This window comes from Saccharibacillus kuerlensis DSM 22868 (genome assembly GCF_000378145.1).
Classification (GTDB): Bacteria; Bacillota; Bacilli; order Paenibacillales; family Paenibacillaceae; genus Saccharibacillus; species Saccharibacillus kuerlensis.
The window spans coordinates 23,825-42,259 of record NZ_KB899285.1 but is presented as its reverse complement, the minus strand read 5'-3'; the positions used below and the strand labels follow the sequence as shown (position 1 = coordinate 42,259).

General features: G+C 50.3%; 17 protein-coding genes. 6 read left to right on the top strand and 11 right to left on the bottom strand.

Annotated elements, in window-relative coordinates; translation table 11 throughout:
- Positions 1 to 161: 161 nt before the first annotated feature.
- The 5 genes from F456_RS0111205 to F456_RS0111185 all read left to right on the top strand — a co-directional run bounded on the left by F456_RS0111205 (position 162) and on the right by F456_RS0111185 (position 7,376).
- Positions 162 to 1,814 (top strand): ABC transporter ATP-binding protein, encoded by a 1,653-nt coding sequence (locus F456_RS0111205; protein ID WP_018977122.1) that lies wholly within the window; start codon positions 162 to 164, stop codon positions 1,812 to 1,814.
- 70 nt (positions 1,815 to 1,884) lie between these two features.
- Positions 1,885 to 3,600, top strand: a complete 1,716-nt coding sequence (locus F456_RS0111200; RefSeq protein ID WP_018977121.1) for a cellulase family glycosylhydrolase — start codon at positions 1,885 to 1,887, stop codon at positions 3,598 to 3,600.
- A gap of 226 nt (positions 3,601 to 3,826) precedes the next feature.
- Positions 3,827 to 4,939: an aminopeptidase gene (locus F456_RS0111195; RefSeq protein WP_018977120.1), complete on the top strand. Its 1,113-nt coding sequence runs from the start codon at positions 3,827 to 3,829 to the stop codon at positions 4,937 to 4,939.
- Positions 4,940 to 5,105: 166 nt separating this feature from the next.
- Complete coding sequence (locus tag F456_RS0111190; protein WP_018977119.1) at positions 5,106 to 6,800, top strand: cellulase family glycosylhydrolase; 1,695 nt, start codon at positions 5,106 to 5,108, stop codon at positions 6,798 to 6,800.
- 159 nt (positions 6,801 to 6,959) lie between these two features.
- On the top strand, positions 6,960 to 7,376 hold the full coding sequence (locus tag F456_RS0111185) for a DoxX family protein (protein ID WP_018977118.1): 417 nt from the start codon (positions 6,960 to 6,962) through the stop codon (positions 7,374 to 7,376).
- Positions 7,377 to 7,444: 68 nt separating this feature from the next.
- On the opposite strand, the gene F456_RS0111180 is transcribed toward F456_RS0111185, so the two are convergent.
- From F456_RS0111180 to F456_RS0111150, 7 genes are all read right to left on the bottom strand, one after another.
- Positions 7,445 to 7,720 carry a helix-turn-helix domain-containing protein gene (locus F456_RS0111180; RefSeq protein ID WP_026293819.1) on the bottom strand — a complete coding sequence of 92 codons (276 nt, stop codon included), beginning with the start codon at positions 7,718 to 7,720 and terminating at the stop codon, positions 7,445 to 7,447.
- Positions 7,677 to 8,075, bottom strand: a complete 399-nt coding sequence (locus tag F456_RS0111175) for a type II toxin-antitoxin system RelE/ParE family toxin (RefSeq protein WP_018977116.1) — start codon at positions 8,073 to 8,075, stop codon at positions 7,677 to 7,679. Before F456_RS0111175 ends, F456_RS0111180 begins: the two co-directional genes overlap by 44 nt.
- Before the next feature lie 109 nt (positions 8,076 to 8,184).
- Positions 8,185 to 8,799 (bottom strand): DUF2087 domain-containing protein, encoded by a 615-nt coding sequence (locus F456_RS0111170; protein WP_018977115.1) that lies wholly within the window; start codon positions 8,797 to 8,799, stop codon positions 8,185 to 8,187.
- Positions 8,800 to 8,905: 106 nt separating this feature from the next.
- A complete protein-coding gene (locus tag F456_RS0111165) occupies positions 8,906 to 9,532 on the bottom strand; it encodes a histidine phosphatase family protein (RefSeq protein WP_018977114.1) in 627 nt (208 codons plus the stop codon).
- Positions 9,533 to 9,623: 91 nt separating this feature from the next.
- On the bottom strand, positions 9,624 to 10,013 hold the full coding sequence (locus F456_RS22390) for a DUF2087 domain-containing protein (RefSeq protein ID WP_018977113.1): 390 nt from the start codon (positions 10,011 to 10,013) through the stop codon (positions 9,624 to 9,626).
- A gap of 247 nt (positions 10,014 to 10,260) precedes the next feature.
- Positions 10,261 to 11,133 carry a hypothetical protein gene (locus F456_RS22385; protein ID WP_018977112.1) on the bottom strand — a complete coding sequence of 291 codons (873 nt, stop codon included), beginning with the start codon at positions 11,131 to 11,133 and terminating at the stop codon, positions 10,261 to 10,263.
- Positions 11,134 to 11,242: 109 nt separating this feature from the next.
- Positions 11,243 to 11,821, bottom strand: coding sequence for a hypothetical protein (locus tag F456_RS0111150; RefSeq protein ID WP_018977111.1), 579 nt, complete (start codon positions 11,819 to 11,821; stop codon positions 11,243 to 11,245).
- Positions 11,822 to 12,077: 256 nt separating this feature from the next.
- Here F456_RS0111150 and F456_RS0111145 point away from each other — a divergent pair, with 256 nt between their 5' ends.
- A complete protein-coding gene (locus F456_RS0111145) occupies positions 12,078 to 12,887 on the top strand; it encodes a polysaccharide deacetylase family protein (protein ID WP_018977110.1) in 810 nt (269 codons plus the stop codon).
- A gap of 545 nt (positions 12,888 to 13,432) precedes the next feature.
- On the opposite strand, the gene F456_RS0111140 is transcribed toward F456_RS0111145, so the two are convergent.
- The 4 genes from F456_RS0111140 to F456_RS22380 all read right to left on the bottom strand — a co-directional run bounded on the left by F456_RS0111140 (position 13,433) and on the right by F456_RS22380 (position 18,417).
- Positions 13,433 to 14,056, bottom strand: a complete 624-nt coding sequence (locus F456_RS0111140; protein WP_018977109.1) for a LysE family translocator — start codon at positions 14,054 to 14,056, stop codon at positions 13,433 to 13,435.
- A 269-nt stretch (positions 14,057 to 14,325) separates the two neighbouring features.
- Positions 14,326 to 15,789 carry a S8 family serine peptidase gene (locus F456_RS0111135; protein ID WP_018977108.1) on the bottom strand — a complete coding sequence of 488 codons (1,464 nt, stop codon included), beginning with the start codon at positions 15,787 to 15,789 and terminating at the stop codon, positions 14,326 to 14,328.
- A 178-nt stretch (positions 15,790 to 15,967) separates the two neighbouring features.
- Complete coding sequence (locus tag F456_RS0111130; RefSeq protein WP_018977107.1) at positions 15,968 to 16,789, bottom strand: WD40/YVTN/BNR-like repeat-containing protein; 822 nt, start codon at positions 16,787 to 16,789, stop codon at positions 15,968 to 15,970.
- Positions 16,790 to 16,908: 119 nt separating this feature from the next.
- Positions 16,909 to 18,417 carry a serine hydrolase domain-containing protein gene (locus F456_RS22380; RefSeq protein ID WP_018977106.1) on the bottom strand — a complete coding sequence of 503 codons (1,509 nt, stop codon included), beginning with the start codon at positions 18,415 to 18,417 and terminating at the stop codon, positions 16,909 to 16,911.
- Positions 18,418 to 18,435: the final 18 nt, after the last annotated feature.

Genomic DNA, 18,435 nt, shown 5'->3' with positions numbered 1-18,435 from the left:
TGTTCTGCCGCACAGTTGTGAGGAAATAAGTTTCGGGCCGGATCAAAACGCGTACCGGCTATCAAGGGGGCAGTCTGCCTTTTTGATCAAACTTATGTATCCTCGCTTGACTGTGTCCGGTCGGACATCTCTTCAACCTAATTTCGAAAGGCGGCTTTGTCATGTTAAAAATCTGCGTTTCTTTATACAAAAAAACGATTCTGCTGTATATTCTGCTCGGCTTTGCTCTGCAATTATTCAGTGCGTACGGCGTTTACATCTTTCAACGTCTGCTTGACGCTATCCCCTTGGCTTCGGATCTTAACCAGTTGAGTAAAACACTCCTGCTGTATGGCGCTCTACTTGCCGTTTGTGCCGTCATCCGTTATGCCTCGGAGTACCCGGAAACCTTCCTCCCAAAAAGTATGACGGAGCAGCTCAAGCTGCTGGCGCTCTCCCGCATCTCACGAATGGACTATTCCGCTTATCGCAGTCTGGGCACAGGCGAATTGATCCAGACGATCGAGAATGGTGCGCAGGCCGGTTCAGGCATCTTGTATCGATTTTATCTGCGCATTCTTCACGAGCTGCTGCCAACGCTGCTGTTCAGCCTGCTCTTTATTGGCCTTTATAACCCGGCGATCATGCTAATTATTGCGGGCGGCTACATCGTTGTCTTCTTCCTGACGCACCTGATTCTTCGTTTTCTCTATTCAATCAAGGAATCTCTACTGACGAGTCAAGAAAGTCTGTCCCGATATTCGGTGCGCGGATTTATGGAGCTGGTCGTCTTTCGATTGAACCGCCGCTATCAGCATGAGATTGAACGTCTGAACGCCACAGCCCAAGACATTGTTCGCAAAAATGTACAGATTCGAATGATCCATGAATCGTTTTTTGCCTTGTTCGAGCTGCTGGTCATTCTGATCAAGATTGCTGTATTGGCGCTGGGTATTTCGGACATCGCTGCAGGGCGTTCGACGCTCGGCGTGACACTTGCCCTTCTGCTGCTGATCGACAAAGTTTATTCGCCTATTGCAATATTCAATGTCATCTACGTCGATTATAAGTTGGATCGGGTAACTTACAATCGCTTCAAGCAGTATCTCAATGCACCCACTGATGGCAATCTGGAGCAGGGAATTGAAATAACGAAACTGCAGGGAGAACTCGTATTTGAGAACGTCACCTTCAGTTACGGCAGCGGACAACCTCCTCTGCTGCGAGGCATTTCCTTTTCACTGCCCGCCGGTTCTTCCACCGCCATTGTCGGTCTCAGCGGCAGCGGCAAATCTACACTCGTTAAGCTAATGCTGGGTCTGCTGAAAAGAGATTCGGGAAAACTGCTTATTGATGGCACCGACATCGACAAGATTCGGCTCGACAGTCTGTATGCCCGACTTTCGTATATCTCACAGGACGCACCAGTATTCGACGATACGCTGCGAGGGAATCTGGTTTTCGACGAAGCGGCGGACGAAAATCGGCTGAGCCGAGCTCTGAGCGACGTGCTGCTGAGGGAAAAAGTACACAGTTTGCCCGACGGCTTAAATACATCGGTTGGCGAGCGCGGCATCAAGCTGTCCGGTGGCGAGAAGCAGCGGTTGGCTTTCGCTCGTGTTCTTGTCCAAAATCGTGACATGGTCGTGCTCGACGAACCAGTATCAGCTCTCGATAATATTACCGAACGCCATATTATGGAAACGGTACTGGATCACTTTCGCGGTCGAACGCTTATTATTGTGGCTCATCGCCTGCATGCGATCCGCAATGTGGACCATATATTTTACTTTTTCGATATTTTCGATAACGTTTTATATTCATTGGTACTTTAGCAGGGTAAATAATAAAGCGGTTACAAAAAAGTGGCCGCCATTCATATTTTACATATCAAAGGAGGCCAACATGTTCAAACGACGCTTTAAGCCCGCTTTCGCCATGCTGCTTGCCGCTGTGCTCCTCATTGCCCTACTGCCTGCAGCTGGAACCGCTTCCGCGGCCGTCAACCCACCGAAGAGCAAGATGCAGACTTACGTCGATCGCATGCAGCCCGGCTGGAACCTGGGCAATTCGCTCGACGCTGTCGGAGAAGACGAGACGGCTTGGGGCAATCCCCGTGTTACGCGCGAATTGATCAAGCAAATCTCCCGCCAAGGTTTCAACAGCATTCGTATTCCGGTAACCTGGGACAACCATATCGGACCGGCTCCGGATTATAAGATTGATCCCGCTTATCTTGACCGCGTCGCGGAAGTCGTAGACTGGGCGCGCAAAGAAAATTTGTATGTGCTGATCAACGTACACCACGATTCTTGGCTCTGGATCAGTCATATGGAAAGCAAACATGATGAAACGCTTGCCCGCTATAACGCGATCTGGAAGCAGATTGCGGAGCATTTCAAGAACGAGTCCGACAAACTTTCCTTTGAAAGTGTTAACGAACCGCGCTTCAGCGACGGCGGCACGACTGACGAAGCACTGGCGCAGGAAATGCTTGACGAGCTGAATCTGTCTTTCCATGAGATTGTTCGCAACTCCGGTGGAAAGAACGCAACCCGTCCGCTCGTATTGTCCACGCTGGAATCGTCTCCGACTCAGGAGCGTATGGACGAGCTGTACAAAACGTTCGAACAGCTCAAAGACGACAAAAACCTGATTGCCACTGTTCACTACTACGGCTACTGGCCGTTCAGCGTGAATATTGCCGGTACAACAACTTTCGATGAAACGACCAAAAACGATATCGTCACAACGTTCGACAATGTGTATAACACGTTTACCGCACGGGGCATTCCGGTCATTGTTGGCGAATACGGCCTGCTTGGTTTCGATCAGGGCCTTGATGTCATCGAACAAGGCGAAAAGCTGAAGTTCTTCGAATTCTTGACCTACTACTTGCAAGAAAAGCATCTAACCGGTATGTGGTGGGACAACGGTCAGCATTTCAGCCGTACCCAGTACGAGTGGTCCGATCCCGAACTGTATGAGATGATTCGTTCAGGTCAAAAACAGCGCTCTGCCGTTGCCGAGTCGGATCTGATTCAGCTCCGTGAGGGAGAAGCGGTAACTGATGCCGTAATCCAGCTGCAGCTCAACGGCAATAAGCTGACGTCGCTTAAAGCCGACGGGAACCGTCTGGTCCGCAACAAGGAATACAGCTTGAACGGCGAGACGCTGACGATTCCGGCATCGACACTGGAACGCCTGACTGCGTCCGGCGAACTCGGCATAAATTCGGTGCTGACAGCCGGGTTCACCAAAGCTCCGGACTGGAACTTCTATCTAAGCGTGCATAAGACGCCGGTATTGGACGCTGCAAACGGTACGACAGCCGACTTTGCCATTCCGGCGACATTTAACGGAGATAAGTTGGCTACAATGGAGGCTGTATACGTCTCCGGCGGCAGTGCCGGTCCGAACGATTGGACGTCGTTCAAGGAATTCGGGCGGACATTCAGCCCGGATTATGAGAACAACAAGATCGTACTGACTCCAACACTGCTGGACACGCTGCGCGATAACGATCCGGTTACGCTGACGTTCCACTTCTGGAGCGGCGACAAGCTGACCTACACCATCACGAAGAATGGTACGAGCGTCAGCGGTCAGCCTGTTCAATAAGGTACCTTTCCGCTTGAGCGCATGCCGCATGACCTTATTCAATCAAGCCGTCCGTGCCGAAATCCCGGCGCCGGACGGCTTTTTATCTTCGCAAGACAATGTTTTGTTTTTGCCTTATGATTAAGCGAGAAAAGACATTATGCTTTAGTCACCATTGATTCCGTTCCCGGCAGCGCTTCTATTCACCCATGCCCCGCCGGAAAACGGAAGTCCGGGAGGAATTTCTATGACAGATCCAAGATTGCAGCAGCTCGCCCGTACGGTCGTTCATTACTCCGCAAGCGTACGTCCCGGCGAAAAAGTGCTGATTCGGGCAATGGATGTACACGACGCCGATATCCTTGCTCCTTTTATCGATGAGATCCATGCGGCTGGCGGACTGGCTTTTATCGATTACAACGACTACGCCGTCAATCGACGTATGATGCTCGGCGGCAGCGAAGAACAATTCCGGATCGATGCGGCGGTAAAGCTTGAACAAATGAAGCAGGTGGACGCTGTACTTGTCGTGCTCGGCGAAAACAACGTGTCTGAATATGCGGACGTTCCAGCTGCCAAACGCGACGCTTATCGCAAATGGTACAAGCCGATCCTTAATGAACAGATTAAGAAAAAATGGATTCTGTTCAACTTCCCTACCAAAGCCTATGCCCAACTTGCGGAAATGAGCACCGAAGCCTACACCCAGTTTCTCTACGATACCTGCACAATGGATTACAGCCGTATGTCCGCCGCTATGGATCCGCTGACCGAGCTGCTGAATGCCACAAATCGCGTACGAATCGTGGCTCCAGATACAGACCTGAGTTTCTCTGTCCAAGGCATGCCGGCCATCAAGTGCGACGGCAAAGTCAATCTACCCGACGGCGAAGTCTATACGGCTCCCGTACGCGATTCGGTAGAAGGAACAATCACGTTCAATACCCGAGCTTCTTATTTGGGTCAAAGCTTTAACGCCGTATCGCTTACGTTTGAAAAAGGACGGATCGTGTCCTGCCTCAGCGACAACAATATTAAGCTGAACGAGCTGCTTGATACCGATGAAGGCGCACGTTATATCGGCGAATTCGCAATCGGCACCAACCCTTACGTGAACCGGATTATGAATGATATTGGCTTCGATGAAAAGATTAACGGCAGTCTTCACTTTGCACTGGGACAGGCTTACGAAAACGCCAATAACGGTAACGTTTCGGATATCCATTGGGACATTGTTTTGCTGCTGAAGGAGGAGTTTGGCGGCGGAGAAATTTATTTCGATGACGTGCTTGTGAGCAAGAATGGACGTTTTGTAATCGATTCGCTGGTCGGTCTCAATCCGGAAAATTTAATTGGATAGGCGAAAAGACGGCGAAAGCCGTCTTTTGTTTACACCTCTAATTATGACATGATTTTACAGCTGATTATGGGGGTGTCTCCAAAATCTCTTGTGTGATATTTTAGTATCAGTAAACGCTTACATTTACATATGTGTTTACAAATATCCAGACAAAAGGAGATTATTCATGCGAAAAAGATCGTTCAAACCGTTTGCCGCGCTGGCTCTTGCCGCCGCCATGCTGTTCTCGATGCTCCCTGTCTCTTCCACCGCTTCGGCCGCCGCTCCGCAGAGTGCCATGCAGTCCTACGTAGAAGCGATGCAGCCCGGTTGGAATCTCGGCAACTCGCTTGATGCAGTAGGCTCCGATGAAACGGCCTGGGGCAATCCCCGCATTACCAAAGAACTGATTCAGAACATTGCCGCTCAAGGTTATAAAAGTATCCGTATTCCGGTAACCTGGGACGCTCATATCGGTGGTGCTCCAAACTATACGATCGATCCCACTTATATGGCCCGCGTTAAAGAAGTCACTCAATGGGCACTTGACGCCAACCTCCACGTCATGATCAATGTACATCACGATTCATGGGTCTGGCTGAGCAAAATGGAAAACAACCGCACCCAGACACTCGCCCGTTATAACGCGGTCTGGACTCAAATTGCAAACGCCTTCAAAGACAGTTCGAACAAATTGATGTTTGAGAGCGTCAATGAACCGCGCTTCACCGACGGCGGCACCCATGATGAAGCCAAACAGCAGAGCCTGCTCAATGAGTTGAACGATTCGTTCCATCGGATCGTACGCGCTTCCGGAGGAGGCAATACGGCTCGTCCGCTCGTCATCTCGACGCTGGAAGCTTCGCCTTCGCAGGAACGCATGACTGCGACTTACAACGCGATCTCCAAATGGAATGACAAAAACATTATCGCGACCGTCCACTATTACGGCTTCTGGCCGTTCAGCGTGAACATCGCGGGCTATACCACATTCAATCAAGAAGTGCAGAACGACATTACAACGACCTTTGATAATGTCTACAATACATTCGTAGCCAAAGGTATCCCGGTCATTGTTGGCGAGTATGGTCTGCTCGGCTTTGACAAAAACACCGGTGTAATCGAACAGGGCGAGAAACTGAAATTTTTCGAATACATCGGCCATTACATGAAACAGAAACAAATCGCTTCGATGCTGTGGGATAACGGTCAGCACTTCAGCCGCACCCAGTACAGATGGTCTGATGCCGACCTGTTCAATATCATCAAAGCAAGCTGGAGCGGACGTTCTGCAACGGCTTCAAGCGATCTGATTCACGTGAAAAAGGGAGCCGCTGCGCAGGACAAGAGTGTCACGCTCAACCTGAACGGACGCACACTGTCTTCACTTACGGTAAACGGTACAGCCCTGAGATCCGGCACGGACTATACGCTGAACGGCAGCACGCTGACGTTCAAGGCATCCCGCCTGTCGCAGCTGACCTCCTCCGGTACACTCGGCAGAAACGCAGTAATCACAGCCAAGTTTAGCGGTGGTGCGGATTGGAAGTTCAATGTCGTACTGTACCAGACACCGAAGCTCTCGAATGCGACGGGTACAACATCTTCCTTCTCGATCCCGACTGCCTTTAACGGCGATCAGCTGGCTACAATGGAAGCTGTATATGCAAACGGCGGCAGCGCCGGCCCACAGAACTGGACTTCGTTCAAAGAGTTCGAGACGGCATTCAGCCCAACTTCGAATACAATCAAGCTGCAGCCGGCGTTCTTCAGCGAAACGAACGACGGCACAGTCAAGCTGACGTTCCACTTCTGGAGCGGCGAAAAAGTGACCTACACAATTACGAAAAACGGATCAAACGTTACGGGCACAGCGTCTTAAGTTCAACTAAATTTAACTAAGTCAGGATAAGTTCAAACAACGGTTCGAGCGCTTCCATGTTCTATGGAAGCGCTTTTTGCATCGTTCCGTGTACGGAAGCCGGCTGGCGGGTAATAGTCAATATAATTAAGCAATTTAACCGACAAGGAGTTGATGGCGATGAGCGACCGCAATCCCCCGACAACCGTCCCGCGCACGATTGGACGCATCCTGTTTGCGCTGCTGTTCATAGCTGCAGGCATTTATCACTTTGTTGAAACGCTCGGCTTCGCAGCCATGATGCCGAAGTTCCTGCCGCTGGAGCTGCGCAAATGGGTTGTCTGGATCTCCGCCGTGATCGAATGGATTCTGGCGATCCTGCTGTTCGTGCCGCCAATTCGCAGGAAAATGGGCATCATCATCTCGATCTTCCTGATCCTAATCTTCCCAGCCAATATCTATTCGGCCATCATGCATATCCCGATGCCTGGTCAGGAGTACACGCCGCCAATCTACCTGTGGCTTCGCCTGCTCGTACAGCCGCTGTTCATCTGGTGGATTCTGTGGGCGACAAGTCCTCCGAAAGACAAGCGTTAGATGGAAAGCGGATCAAAAAAGAAGCAGTCGGGAGAACTCCCGGCCGCTTCTTTTCGCCGTTAAGTGTGTTATTTAAAATGAATAATTAATTCCTTATCCATCCCGGCTGCAATCTCGTCGAGCAATTGAACAGATACGTTCATGCTCCCATTTTCGATACGTGCAATTGTAGATTGAGGTTTTCCAATACGATTGGCTAGTTCTCTCTGAGAAAGGCCGTTTTCTTCGCGCAGCTTCATTAAGGCAACTGCAGCCTTCAAACGGTTGTCTTCTTTTCGAAATTCCTGTTCGAATTCCGGTTTATTCTTTTTTTTCTGTTCGATCAATTTGTCGATCATACTCATGCTGTTCCTCCTTATAACGTTCTCTTAAATTTTTGGCGTGTTCGATTTCAGTAGGCGGTGTCTTTTGAGATTTTTTCGTAAATCCGTGCGTAATCATATACTGACTGCCTACTTTTTGAAAATAAATAGCTCTTTGAATGTTACTTCCCACTTTGGATCGTAATTCATACAAATCTTCATCCAGTTTCTTAACCCATTTCATTTTTATCGCAATCGAAAGTCCTTGTTCTTCCGTGTTTTTGATTACCGCTAACAACTTAGCTTGATCTTTTTCCGGAATAGAATCAAGAAAGTCTTCAAACTCGCTTGAACCGTCCTTGTTACGAATATAGTCAAACTCAATCCGTTTCTTCATATCAAAATGATAGCATATACGCTATCATTGCGCAAAATAATTTATTTACACTGTGTATGCACTATATGAAAAGAAGCAGTCGGGAAAACTCCCGGCCGCTTCTTTTCATTTACTTTAAAGTCTCCCAGCGTTCCCATAGCTCTGACGGATTCAGCTCATAGATCTCATTTTCACGGAACATATACTGATGCATAATAAATTCCCGCCGCAGTGTTGCGAAATCATCGTGGAACGTCTTAATGAAATCATTGATTTCTTTTTCCTCGTACTTGCGTCCCGCCTCAAGCTGCTTGATCATCTCTTCGAGAACAATTAGCTTTTTCTTGAGCTGCACCGGGATGCTTTTCAACCGACCGTCCGCCGTAAAAAAGCTTTTGAGCACAGCCGCTTTCGTCTTGGCCCGCTGCTCCAGCACCGACGGCTCGACTTCCGCTGTATCGACTTCCGCGGCGCGCCGGTAGATCAGTTCGGCTGTTGCCGTACCGCTGCTGCGAATAAAATAGTCGTCGAGCGAAAAATAAATCGTATTTTTATCCCGCCGCTCTCGGATCAGGCTCGCGGCCCGAAGTTTTGACGCATGATGCGTAATCGTCGCGGGCGTCACGCTCAGCCGCTTCGCCAGCGACTGTCCGTTCAATTCGCCTTCGCTGAGCAGGATCAGCATCCGAATGCGCGTCGGGTCGGCCAGTGCCTTGTGGTAGGCGACCAGTTTCTCCAATTGCATGCCAACCGAACTCCTCTCGGGTGGATTCCGTTTCTTTCCCAATTAGAGCATGAATCCGGCGAAGGAAGCAAGCTCGCTTCTTGACTGCTATTATTATGTTTTGCTATTACTTGTTATTAGACCGCGGCGCAAGATGGCATACATCTGCGAAAAGACCTAGGCGGAAACTCCCGTCTCCCTCGACAATCAGCTCCGTAATCGAGCATTCGGGAATCAATCCGTTCTGCAGGGCGACAAAATCCGGGCATACAGCATTCAATTTCTCTTCTTCGAATGTACACACCAAAAAATCAGTGATCAGACCACCATGTGTGACAAAAACAATTTCACTGCCCTGTTCACAACGGTCGGCCCAATCGCGAAGAGCTGAGTCCAGACGCATCGCGGCTATTCGGACTGAATCTCCACCCGAAGGAGGCGTATAATCTGGTTCCCACGTGCACCGATCCCAGACAGCGACAAACTCTTCGAATGTCTGCTCCGACAGATCGCCCCAATTTGCTCTTTCTCGCAATCTTGTGTCTTCTACGACTTCAAGTCCTCCTGTATGCGCCAGGAAGGCTGCCGTTTCTTGCGTTCGGCGCAGCGGACTTGAGACGACTGCCTTAATTTTGCGTTTGCTAAGTGCATAAGCGGTCGAACGTGCCTGAAATATTCCTTCTCCGGTCAGCGAGACATCTCCAATCTTGCTCTCCTTCAGTCCATGTCGGACCAGCCAGAATGTAATGCTCATCTGCATCCTTCCTCCAAATTTGTATCAGATATCGGTCGAATTGTGTGCTGTCCAGTTTAGTCTAGTCTAACTCTGATGCAGATGCTCCCTTCTACGACAACTCTTCCCAACGGCGCGCTGCTGTTCGAGGAGTGCGGATGTATCGTTCATTCTCCCGCGCCATAAAACCCTGCACGATAAACTCCCGCCGAATCGTCGCATAGTCCTCATGATACAACCGGATAAACGCATTGATCTCCGCTTCTTCGTATACACGCTCTGGCTCCAGCTTCTCGGCCAGATGCTCCAGTATGATCAATTTTTTCTTCAGCTGGGCAGGGATGCTTGTTAACCGGCCTTCTTTGTCCAAAAAATTTCGTACTACTGAATCGCGAAGTTTGCGCTGCTTCTCCGCTTGTTTACTATCTGGGTTGGATTGTTTACTGTCTGAGTTGGCTTGTTCATTGTCCGGGTTCGTGTATGTTTCTGTATATTCTTGCATCTTATCTTCTCCTCTGCACCGGCAAGGAGAGCTCATCCTTCCCGTATATAATTTAACGGATAACTAATTAGGTGTTTATTAAATTAGATAATAAAGTTGAAATACACAACTGTCAACACAAAAAAGCGCGGGCCGTTTTGCGGTCCACGCTTTCTCTCACTGTCTTTATGCTTTCTTTTATTGTCTTTATACTGTTTCCAAGCTGTTTCCATACACGTAAATCTTCGGTGGTCTGTAAAATTGAAGCTTAAGCTTCCGGCAGCAGCATCCGCCAGAACTGCCATGCCGCCAAGTACTCGTCCAATTCACTGCGTGACTCCGCTGCGCAGACGCCGATCCGGCAGTACAGCCGCAGCAGCGCTTCCTCTACAAGCCGCTCCTGATCCGCCGTTTGGACGTCAAGCGCCGAATAGGCTTCGAACAGCACTTCCAGCGACAGATCATCGGGTGTCGAACAGAAAGCCTGCACCAGATCATATAGTACCGGTCCCGCAGTTGGTTTCGGGTCGAGCACCCCAGTCAGTTCTTTATCGCGGAAAATGAATGCATCGGCGTCCATATTTCCGTGCAGCAGGTATTTCCCTCCGGCTTCCGCAAGCGGCTCCAGCAGCAGCGCCACTCGCACGCAGTCTTCGGCGACCTGCAGTCCGTTCAGATTCTCTCTTGCTTTGGACAGTTCCCGCTCGTTGAATTCGCTCCAGGACGAGCACGGTTCGGTCAATCTGCCCCATTTGCCTCCCGCTTCATCTTCTTCATAGCGGTTCAGCAGTTCGGTTACGAGCATCGGCAGCCACCCCCCTTTCGACTCCCGATTGGCAGTGTCGCTTCCGGTTGTGCCCTCAACATATGGCTGGACCATGTAACCCTTGACCGGATCGGCGTACAAAATCTTCGGCAGCAGTGGACTGTCCGGGTAGGCTTTGCACAGCTGTTCGGACATCGCAATATTTTCGGGTGTATCCATACGCAGCGTATATTTCGGCTTTCCATCCGCTGTCAGCAGATAGGTTCGTTTGCCTTCTTCTTCATGACCGGGCTTCTCCCGGAGTTCAACGGTATCAATAATGCCTTTCATAAACAAATGCTGAATCGTGGCGTAAATACGTGGTGCAAGCGTCATTCTTTTTCCCCCTAGTGCTTGGTTGCCTGTGTGAACGAACTGATGTATTTTACCACGCAATAGGAGCTTACAAAAGGCTATGGAGCTGCAATAGGCGATTATTTTAATATCAAGAAAAATATTCGGGATAAAACTTCGGACATAAACAGTGCTTGTCGTTCAACGGAGGATCGACGATCCGATCGGTCAAGTTGCCTAGCTTGGTTTCGATTTTCTCTACCGCTTTGACTGTACGAGGGGTCACGTCAAACGGCTTGTCGGCATCGGAGATTGTGATAATCAGGCGCTCCCGCCGAACCCAAACATGCGCGGGCAGACCGAACAAACGAAGATGGCCCGGCTGGCGCAAATTCGGATAATCCGGAATACGGAACCGGTCGGCCGCCGCGCTTGCAGCGTCCGTCTCCGGAAGCGACTCAAGCGCAATACCGAGCTCTGCGCACAGGTTCTCCAGCTCTTCGCTTGAGGAGAAGCGGAATGCAGCCATCAGCCGGTCTCGGTCGCCCGTCTGATCAGCATTGGCCCGGCAGAAGCGAAATATATGCATCCGTCGCGCCCATTCTTTCAATTCAAGTCGAGGATGCGTTTCGTAAAAATAGCGATACCACATCTCTTCAACTTCTTCCTGGGTCGGCATATGAACTTTTGGCCGCTTCTTCTGCTTCGGACCGAAGAACAGTCTCCACATTGGTAATCCCTCCCGTTCAACAGATTGAAGCGGCAGCAGGCAGGCAAACACCGGCTCGCCGTCTTCTTCTTACTGCTATTGTACCCGCTCGGAAGCAAAATGTGAGATTCCACACTGTTTTTTTGTGAAAAAAGACATTTTATTCGTACAGCTTGACGTTGACCCCCTACTTATGTAAGCGTATTCTATTCCTGAAAAAGCAAAAATACATACAAGCGGGATGATCGTCACGATTATCTACGCAAGGAGGAGAATCATGAACATTTTGTTAAACCTTTTTCCTGGCGGACGCCACAAGGCACTGACGTTCAGTTACGATGACGGACGGACACAAGACCGACGTCTTGTCGAGCTGTTTAACCGCCACGGTCTCAAAGCAACATTCCATCTAAATTCCGGCAAATTCGACGAGCCTGGATATGTGAAATATGAAGAAGTCGCTTCTCTGTATGCGGGTCATGAGATTTCGGCGCATACGGTCAGTCACCCTTTCCTGGAACGGGTTCCCCGCGAACGACTGATCATGGAAGTGATGGACGATCGAGGTGCTCTGGAAGAATTGGCCGGATATCCGGTACGCGGCATGTCTTATCCGTACGGTGCATATAATGACGAAGTAACCGGAATGCTGGGCTCGCTCGGTATCCGCTACTGCCGCACCGTTCGTTCGACCGGTGAATTCGCAATTCCGTCGCAGCTTCTAACCTGGCATCCGACCTGCCACCACAAGCAGATGACCGAATACGGAGAAAAGTTTCTTCAACTCGATTTCCCTGCCCATCGTGTCAATCTCTCTCTACTATACGTCTGGGGACACAGCTATGAATTCGACAACGATAACAATTGGCAGGAGATTGAAGATTTTTGCAGCAAGATATCGGGCCGTGAAGAGATCTGGTATGCGACCAACATCGAAATTGCGGACTATCTGGATGCGCTGCACAGACTGGAGTTTTCCGTCGGTGGTACGCTGGTGCGCAATCCATCTGCGATATCTGTCTGGGTAACCGTAAACGATACGGCGGTGGAGATCCTAGGCGGGGAGACAAAGCGGCTGGACGCTTAGTACGGACGAACGAATGGACAAGCGGACGAATCTCAGAGAAACACAAAAAAGGTATGGGGAGCATCCCCGTACCTTGAGTTGCCAGAAAAGTCTCCACAGCGTGGCGAATCAACGAATCGTTATCACGCTACTGGCTCTCTGAACGGCTTATGCGTGTTCTATTCGCCTATGGACGACTACACATACACATACATGTTCTAACGAATCGTAGTCACGCTATTTGGCTCTCCAGACGGCCTTTGCGCATTCTAACGAATCGTAGTCACGCTATTTAAGCTAATTTAGCCTTAAATCGCCCTAATTGCGGTGAATAGGGATGTGAGGATTCGTTAGATTCTTAAAAAAGCCAAAAACGAGCAAATAGCGATATACGGATTCGTTAGAAAGTTGAGCAGGACGCGGAGGACAGGAACTTAGAAATGCAGAGATTCGAGGATTTAGGAACTTAAGAACTTAAGAACTTAAGAACTTAAGAACCTAAGAACTTAGAAACTCAGGGATTCAAGAATTTAAGATCCAAATCCCAGAGAATATAGATTCACACCTTAAGGACGGCGCTCCAGCGCCAGCTTCACACCGAAGCCAAGCAGCACGAATCCGGTTACGCCCTGCATCGCATTTTGAACCGACGGACGCTTCAGCCAGGCACCGATTCGGTCCAGCAGGCAGACGTAGAACACCATCCACAATACAGTCATAATCGTGTACGTCAGCCCCATCAGCAGAAACGGCAGCAGCGGCTCCGCATCGGCGGCGAGAAACTGCGGCAGAAACGTCAGGAAAAACACGGCGACTTTGGGGTTCAGCGTATTTGTCAGCATTCCCTGAAGCAGCGGTGAACGGCTCTGATGACGATTTTTGAGCGTCTCCGCCGGGCTGCTCTTCGCTTTGCGCAGAGCCAGCAGCGAGGTTACGCCAAGATAGATCAGATACAGCGCACCCGCATATTTAAAGATCGAAAACAGCAGCGCCGACTTTACGATCAGTGCCGACAAGCCGACTACTGCCGCAAGTGTATGGATAAGCGTACCTCCCGCACTGCCCAATACCGTTTGTACGCCACCTTTACGTCCATACAGAATAGTGTTCTGGGTCGCCAAGCCTGTATCGGGACCCGGCAGCAGAATCAACATAAATGACATGAACATAAACAGGAAAAAATGCTCCATATTCAACCTCCCGGAACCAAATTTGATTTAGTTTACCACAGGAAAGCGAAAAAGAACACGGTCCGCGCCGGACAGAAAATCCGATATTAAGGCAGACCACAAACTTCAAGGATATAGGAGCTGTCCTCATAGGGTCTGTTTTTATAGGGTCTGTTTTTATAAGATCTGTCTTCATAGGATCTGTCTTCAAAAAAAACGGACGCTCTGCTGTCGCAGAACGTCCGGCCATTTTGACATAAATATGAAATCGATAAGCACTTTTCAAAAAATCAATTCAGTTGGAACGATGTCGAAGCCGTGCTGCTGCTGTAACCGCTCAGGGATACATCGGCTTTCACGCGGTAAGTTCCCTTGACACTGATTATGGTTGTCGAAAAATTGAATGCTACAGTACCGTTTGACCCTGTTACTGCTTTGCCCGACGACACTCTTCCAAGAGGATCAGTCAGCGTCAGCGCAACGGCTGCTCCTTGAAGAGGCGAGCCTGACGAGTTCTTAACGTTCACGCTCATCACAACAGTTTCTCCCACTCTATATGCAGTCTTGCTTGTCGTTACCGTTGTCGCAGTTGCCGGAGTCGGAGCAGGCTGGGTTGGTGCCGGTTCAGTCGGTGCAGGAGCCGGAGCAGCCGCCTGCGGTGCTTGGATCAGTCCGTGGCCGTACCAGGCATCGCGGCCCGGAGCTCCCAGATCGATTGCACTGCCAGTCAGCTTTGCGCGCAGCTCGATATTGGTCGACGTCGGATTGGCCTGCTTAAGCAGGGCAAGATTACCGGCTGCATAAGGCGTTGCCATGGAAGTTCCATTCATCGACACGTACTGATTGCCAAGGTAAGTACTGAGTACGTTAACACCTGGAGCCGCAACTTCAACTTGGGCGCCTGTTGCGGAGAACGACGCACGTTGATTAGCCGAATCGATCGCTGCAACCGCGATTGCAGAATCGTAACGGGCCGGGTAATTGACAATATCGCCCGAACCGTCTGCTGTTCCATTGTTACCAGCCGCAGCGACAACAAGAATGTCTTGAGCATAAGCCTTGTCCACGACCTGCTTGAGAGCGGAGGAATCTCCGGTCGTACCAAGACTCAGATTGACGATGTTCATCTTGTTCGTGATCGACCAATCAATGCCGGCTACGATATCCGAGAGGTAGCCGCTTCCGCCTTGATCAAGTGCCTTGATAGCATACAGACTGGCATCCGGCGCAATGCCTACTGTTCCGATTCCATTGTTGAGCGCTCCAATAATGCCTGCAACATGGGTACCGTGTCCGTTGTCGTCTCCATACGAGGTTGTATATGAGACAAACGAAGCACCCCCGGCAATTGCCAGGTCTTCATGGGCAGCAATCCCCGTGTCGACCACTGCTACTTTGACTCCTTTTCCCGTATAACCGGAAGCCCAGGCCGAGGGAGCGTTCGTTTTCTGAATCCCCCAATCCTGATTCTGCTGCTCGGTTTTCACCGGCTGGTCAATCTCAATCGACTGAACATTCGGGTTATGTGCCAGTCCTTTTACAGCTGCTGCGGGCAGACTGACAGCGAGCGCAGGGATATGTTGAAACTCGCGATTGATTCGACCGTTCGCTTTGCCGACCAGTGATTTGTCCGCTTTATCTTTGAACATGACAATGACCCGTTCCTGGGCCGAAAATGGCTCCGCCGAAACGGTCGCCGGAAGCAACCCTAATGTAAGCGAGAGAGACAGGATAACCGAAGAAATCTTTTTCATTGAAATCCTCCTTGAGCGAATGTAGTTCGTCCCTGCCGCAGAAAAAGCAGACCGTGCTATTTTTATCGGTCATTCAGACCAACAAGTTAACAGATTTCACAAAAAAAGGATTAGCCAAAACGCTTTTATGCGTTATGGCCAATCCTGCAAACCGCTTAATTTTCTGCTCCTATAAGCTTTATTCCATCAACCGCTGAAATTTCCACGTCCGGCCGTCAATTGTAATTGCCCAACTGCGGCCGGGTTCTCCGGAAAGACGCTCCGTCTTCCAACTCAGGCCTCCCTGCTCCCCCTGCTCGCTTTGAATGGGATCCGACCAACTCGCACCGCCGTCGGAAGTGACGTAAAACAGCAGTGGAGCATCTTCGTCATGCTGCGAAACGGAGCCGATCTCCGCAATATACAGCCCTCGCTCCGTACCTTCAAACAGAATCGGTACTTTTGGTACGAACCAAGCGGTATTCAAGTCGGTAGGAATCTTCAACTCCGCCTTGGTCCAAGTCTTTCCGCCGTCAAAAGTTTCATACAGACCGGGATCACCGTTCTGCAAATGATCAACGGATACCCAACCACGCTGTTCGTCAGTGAAACGCACGGCTCCAGCGACTCCTTCCGGGAAAGAACCGTTTGTTGAGCTGCTGATTTTCTTCCAAGTCGCTCCGCCGTCGCCCGTCCGATACAGCGTATTACTGTTCACATCAACTGCGCCGTCAACTGTGTCATTAGCGTTGCCTTTTGCTTGAAATTCTATTTTCCAGCCGTTACGGCTATCATTCAAGTAAATTTCTTGAGATTGCTTATTGTCGCTAAGAGAATTGACCGATCGCTCTGCTTCCGGAATAAAAGTCTCGTATGCGGCCGATGAAGGCGCTATAGGCATCGGAGAGGTTCCTTTGCCGGAAATATCGCTGTGTACCGAACAACCCGCGATCAGACTGCCCGTAAGAACCAGCGAGACGATCCAACCGGCACTTTTGGAAAAACAACGTTGTATATTCATGATGATAACCTCCTCGTTCGCCGCCAGTATAGCAAACTTGGCAAGCCTGAAAGTGACAGTGTGCCCTGATGCTGTCACTTAACGGTTAAAATTCGGTAACCATTCGACAAATATCGTGTTTATTGGGAGTTAATGATCCCTTTTCCTCGTATACGGCCGAATACTTCATAGCTTCGAAATCCGAAAGAGACATTGAGTTCAAAGCTCAACCTAATTCCGCAAGCAGCCGCATATACCGTATAAGTCACGATATAAGGCGTCTCGATGTACTGCAGCTTCATCTGCAGGATTCGTTCTGTTTCCTCCGGTACTTCGACCGAAGTAACCACCCGCTGACGGTGCAGCGACAAGTCTTTGACAAAGACATGCTCCGACTCCAGCGGGTGGGTGAAATCGAACGGCAGCATCCCGCTGCGTTCATCTCCTTCGCCGTAGTCTATCTTCAGCTCAAAATCTTTTTCAATTGAATAAAAGGCAATCGATCGGAGTCCGTCCGGATTCTCGTCCAGAACAAATTCACGATTTGCAGCAAAAAGCCATCGAGTCGCCTGCGCTGCTCGAAGCGAATTTGAAGGAGACCTCAGGGCTGAAGAACGGGATAAGCCGAGTTCCTCAACGGTATCAAAACGGCGACATCTGCCATTTTCAATTCTGTTACCGCCTGATGGGTTGGCCGCTGTTTTTTTTAAATGTCCTGTCTCCTCTTCCGCCAGTTCGAAAATCAAGTCCAGCAGCGTCTGCAGCTTCGTCATGCTTGGAAAGGCACAATTGGCCGCCACAACCAGATTGTGCTTCGGCGACACGAGACACAGCTGGCCGAACGAACCATCACCCCGGTATGCTCCGAAGCGGCATAGGTGGAACTGGAAGCCGTATCCCTGCGCAGAATCGACCCGTTCCGGCCTCGCTCCCTTACGGTTGTCGCTCTGCTCTGAAGTCGCAAGCCTAATATAATCCGCCGAAACAATCTGCTGCCCTTCGTAGACACCGCCATCCAGCAGCATCTGACCGAATTTCGCGACATCTTCGGTAGAGAGGCTGAGTCCCATTCCTCCCGCGGCGGCACCCAATGGACAAGTCTCCCAAGTCGGCCGGTCAATACCCAACGGTCCGAACAATGTAGGCATAAGAAAATCGACCAGATTCATGCGGGATACCCGCTCTACAATGGCCGATAGCATATAGGTGGAGGGCGTACTATAACGGTAATGCGTTCCCGGTACCCGCTGGACAGGTTGATTCAGAAAAGCGGCCGCCCAATCCCGCTGCGATACGACAGCTGGATAGATGTCTTCTTCGTGCCCCGCGGTCATCGACAGCAGGTGGCGTACCTTCATGGCGTCCAGGTGAGGAGACAATTCGGCGCCAAGAGGAAGCTTATTCGGGAAAAAGGAGATCACGCGATCATCCAGCCGCAGCAGTCCGAGGTCGCAGGCGATTCCGACAGCGATTGAAGTCACGCTTTTGCTGAGTGAATACAGCAGCTGCGGGACACCGCGCCGATAAGGTTCCCGGTACCATTCCACTACGATATGCCCACCGCTTAACAGCACAAGGCCGTTAACTTCAAGACCGGCACGTTGAATCACTTCAGGCAGCTCGGCGTACTTGGTTAAGGCAGACGACACAACCATCCCTCCTCTTCC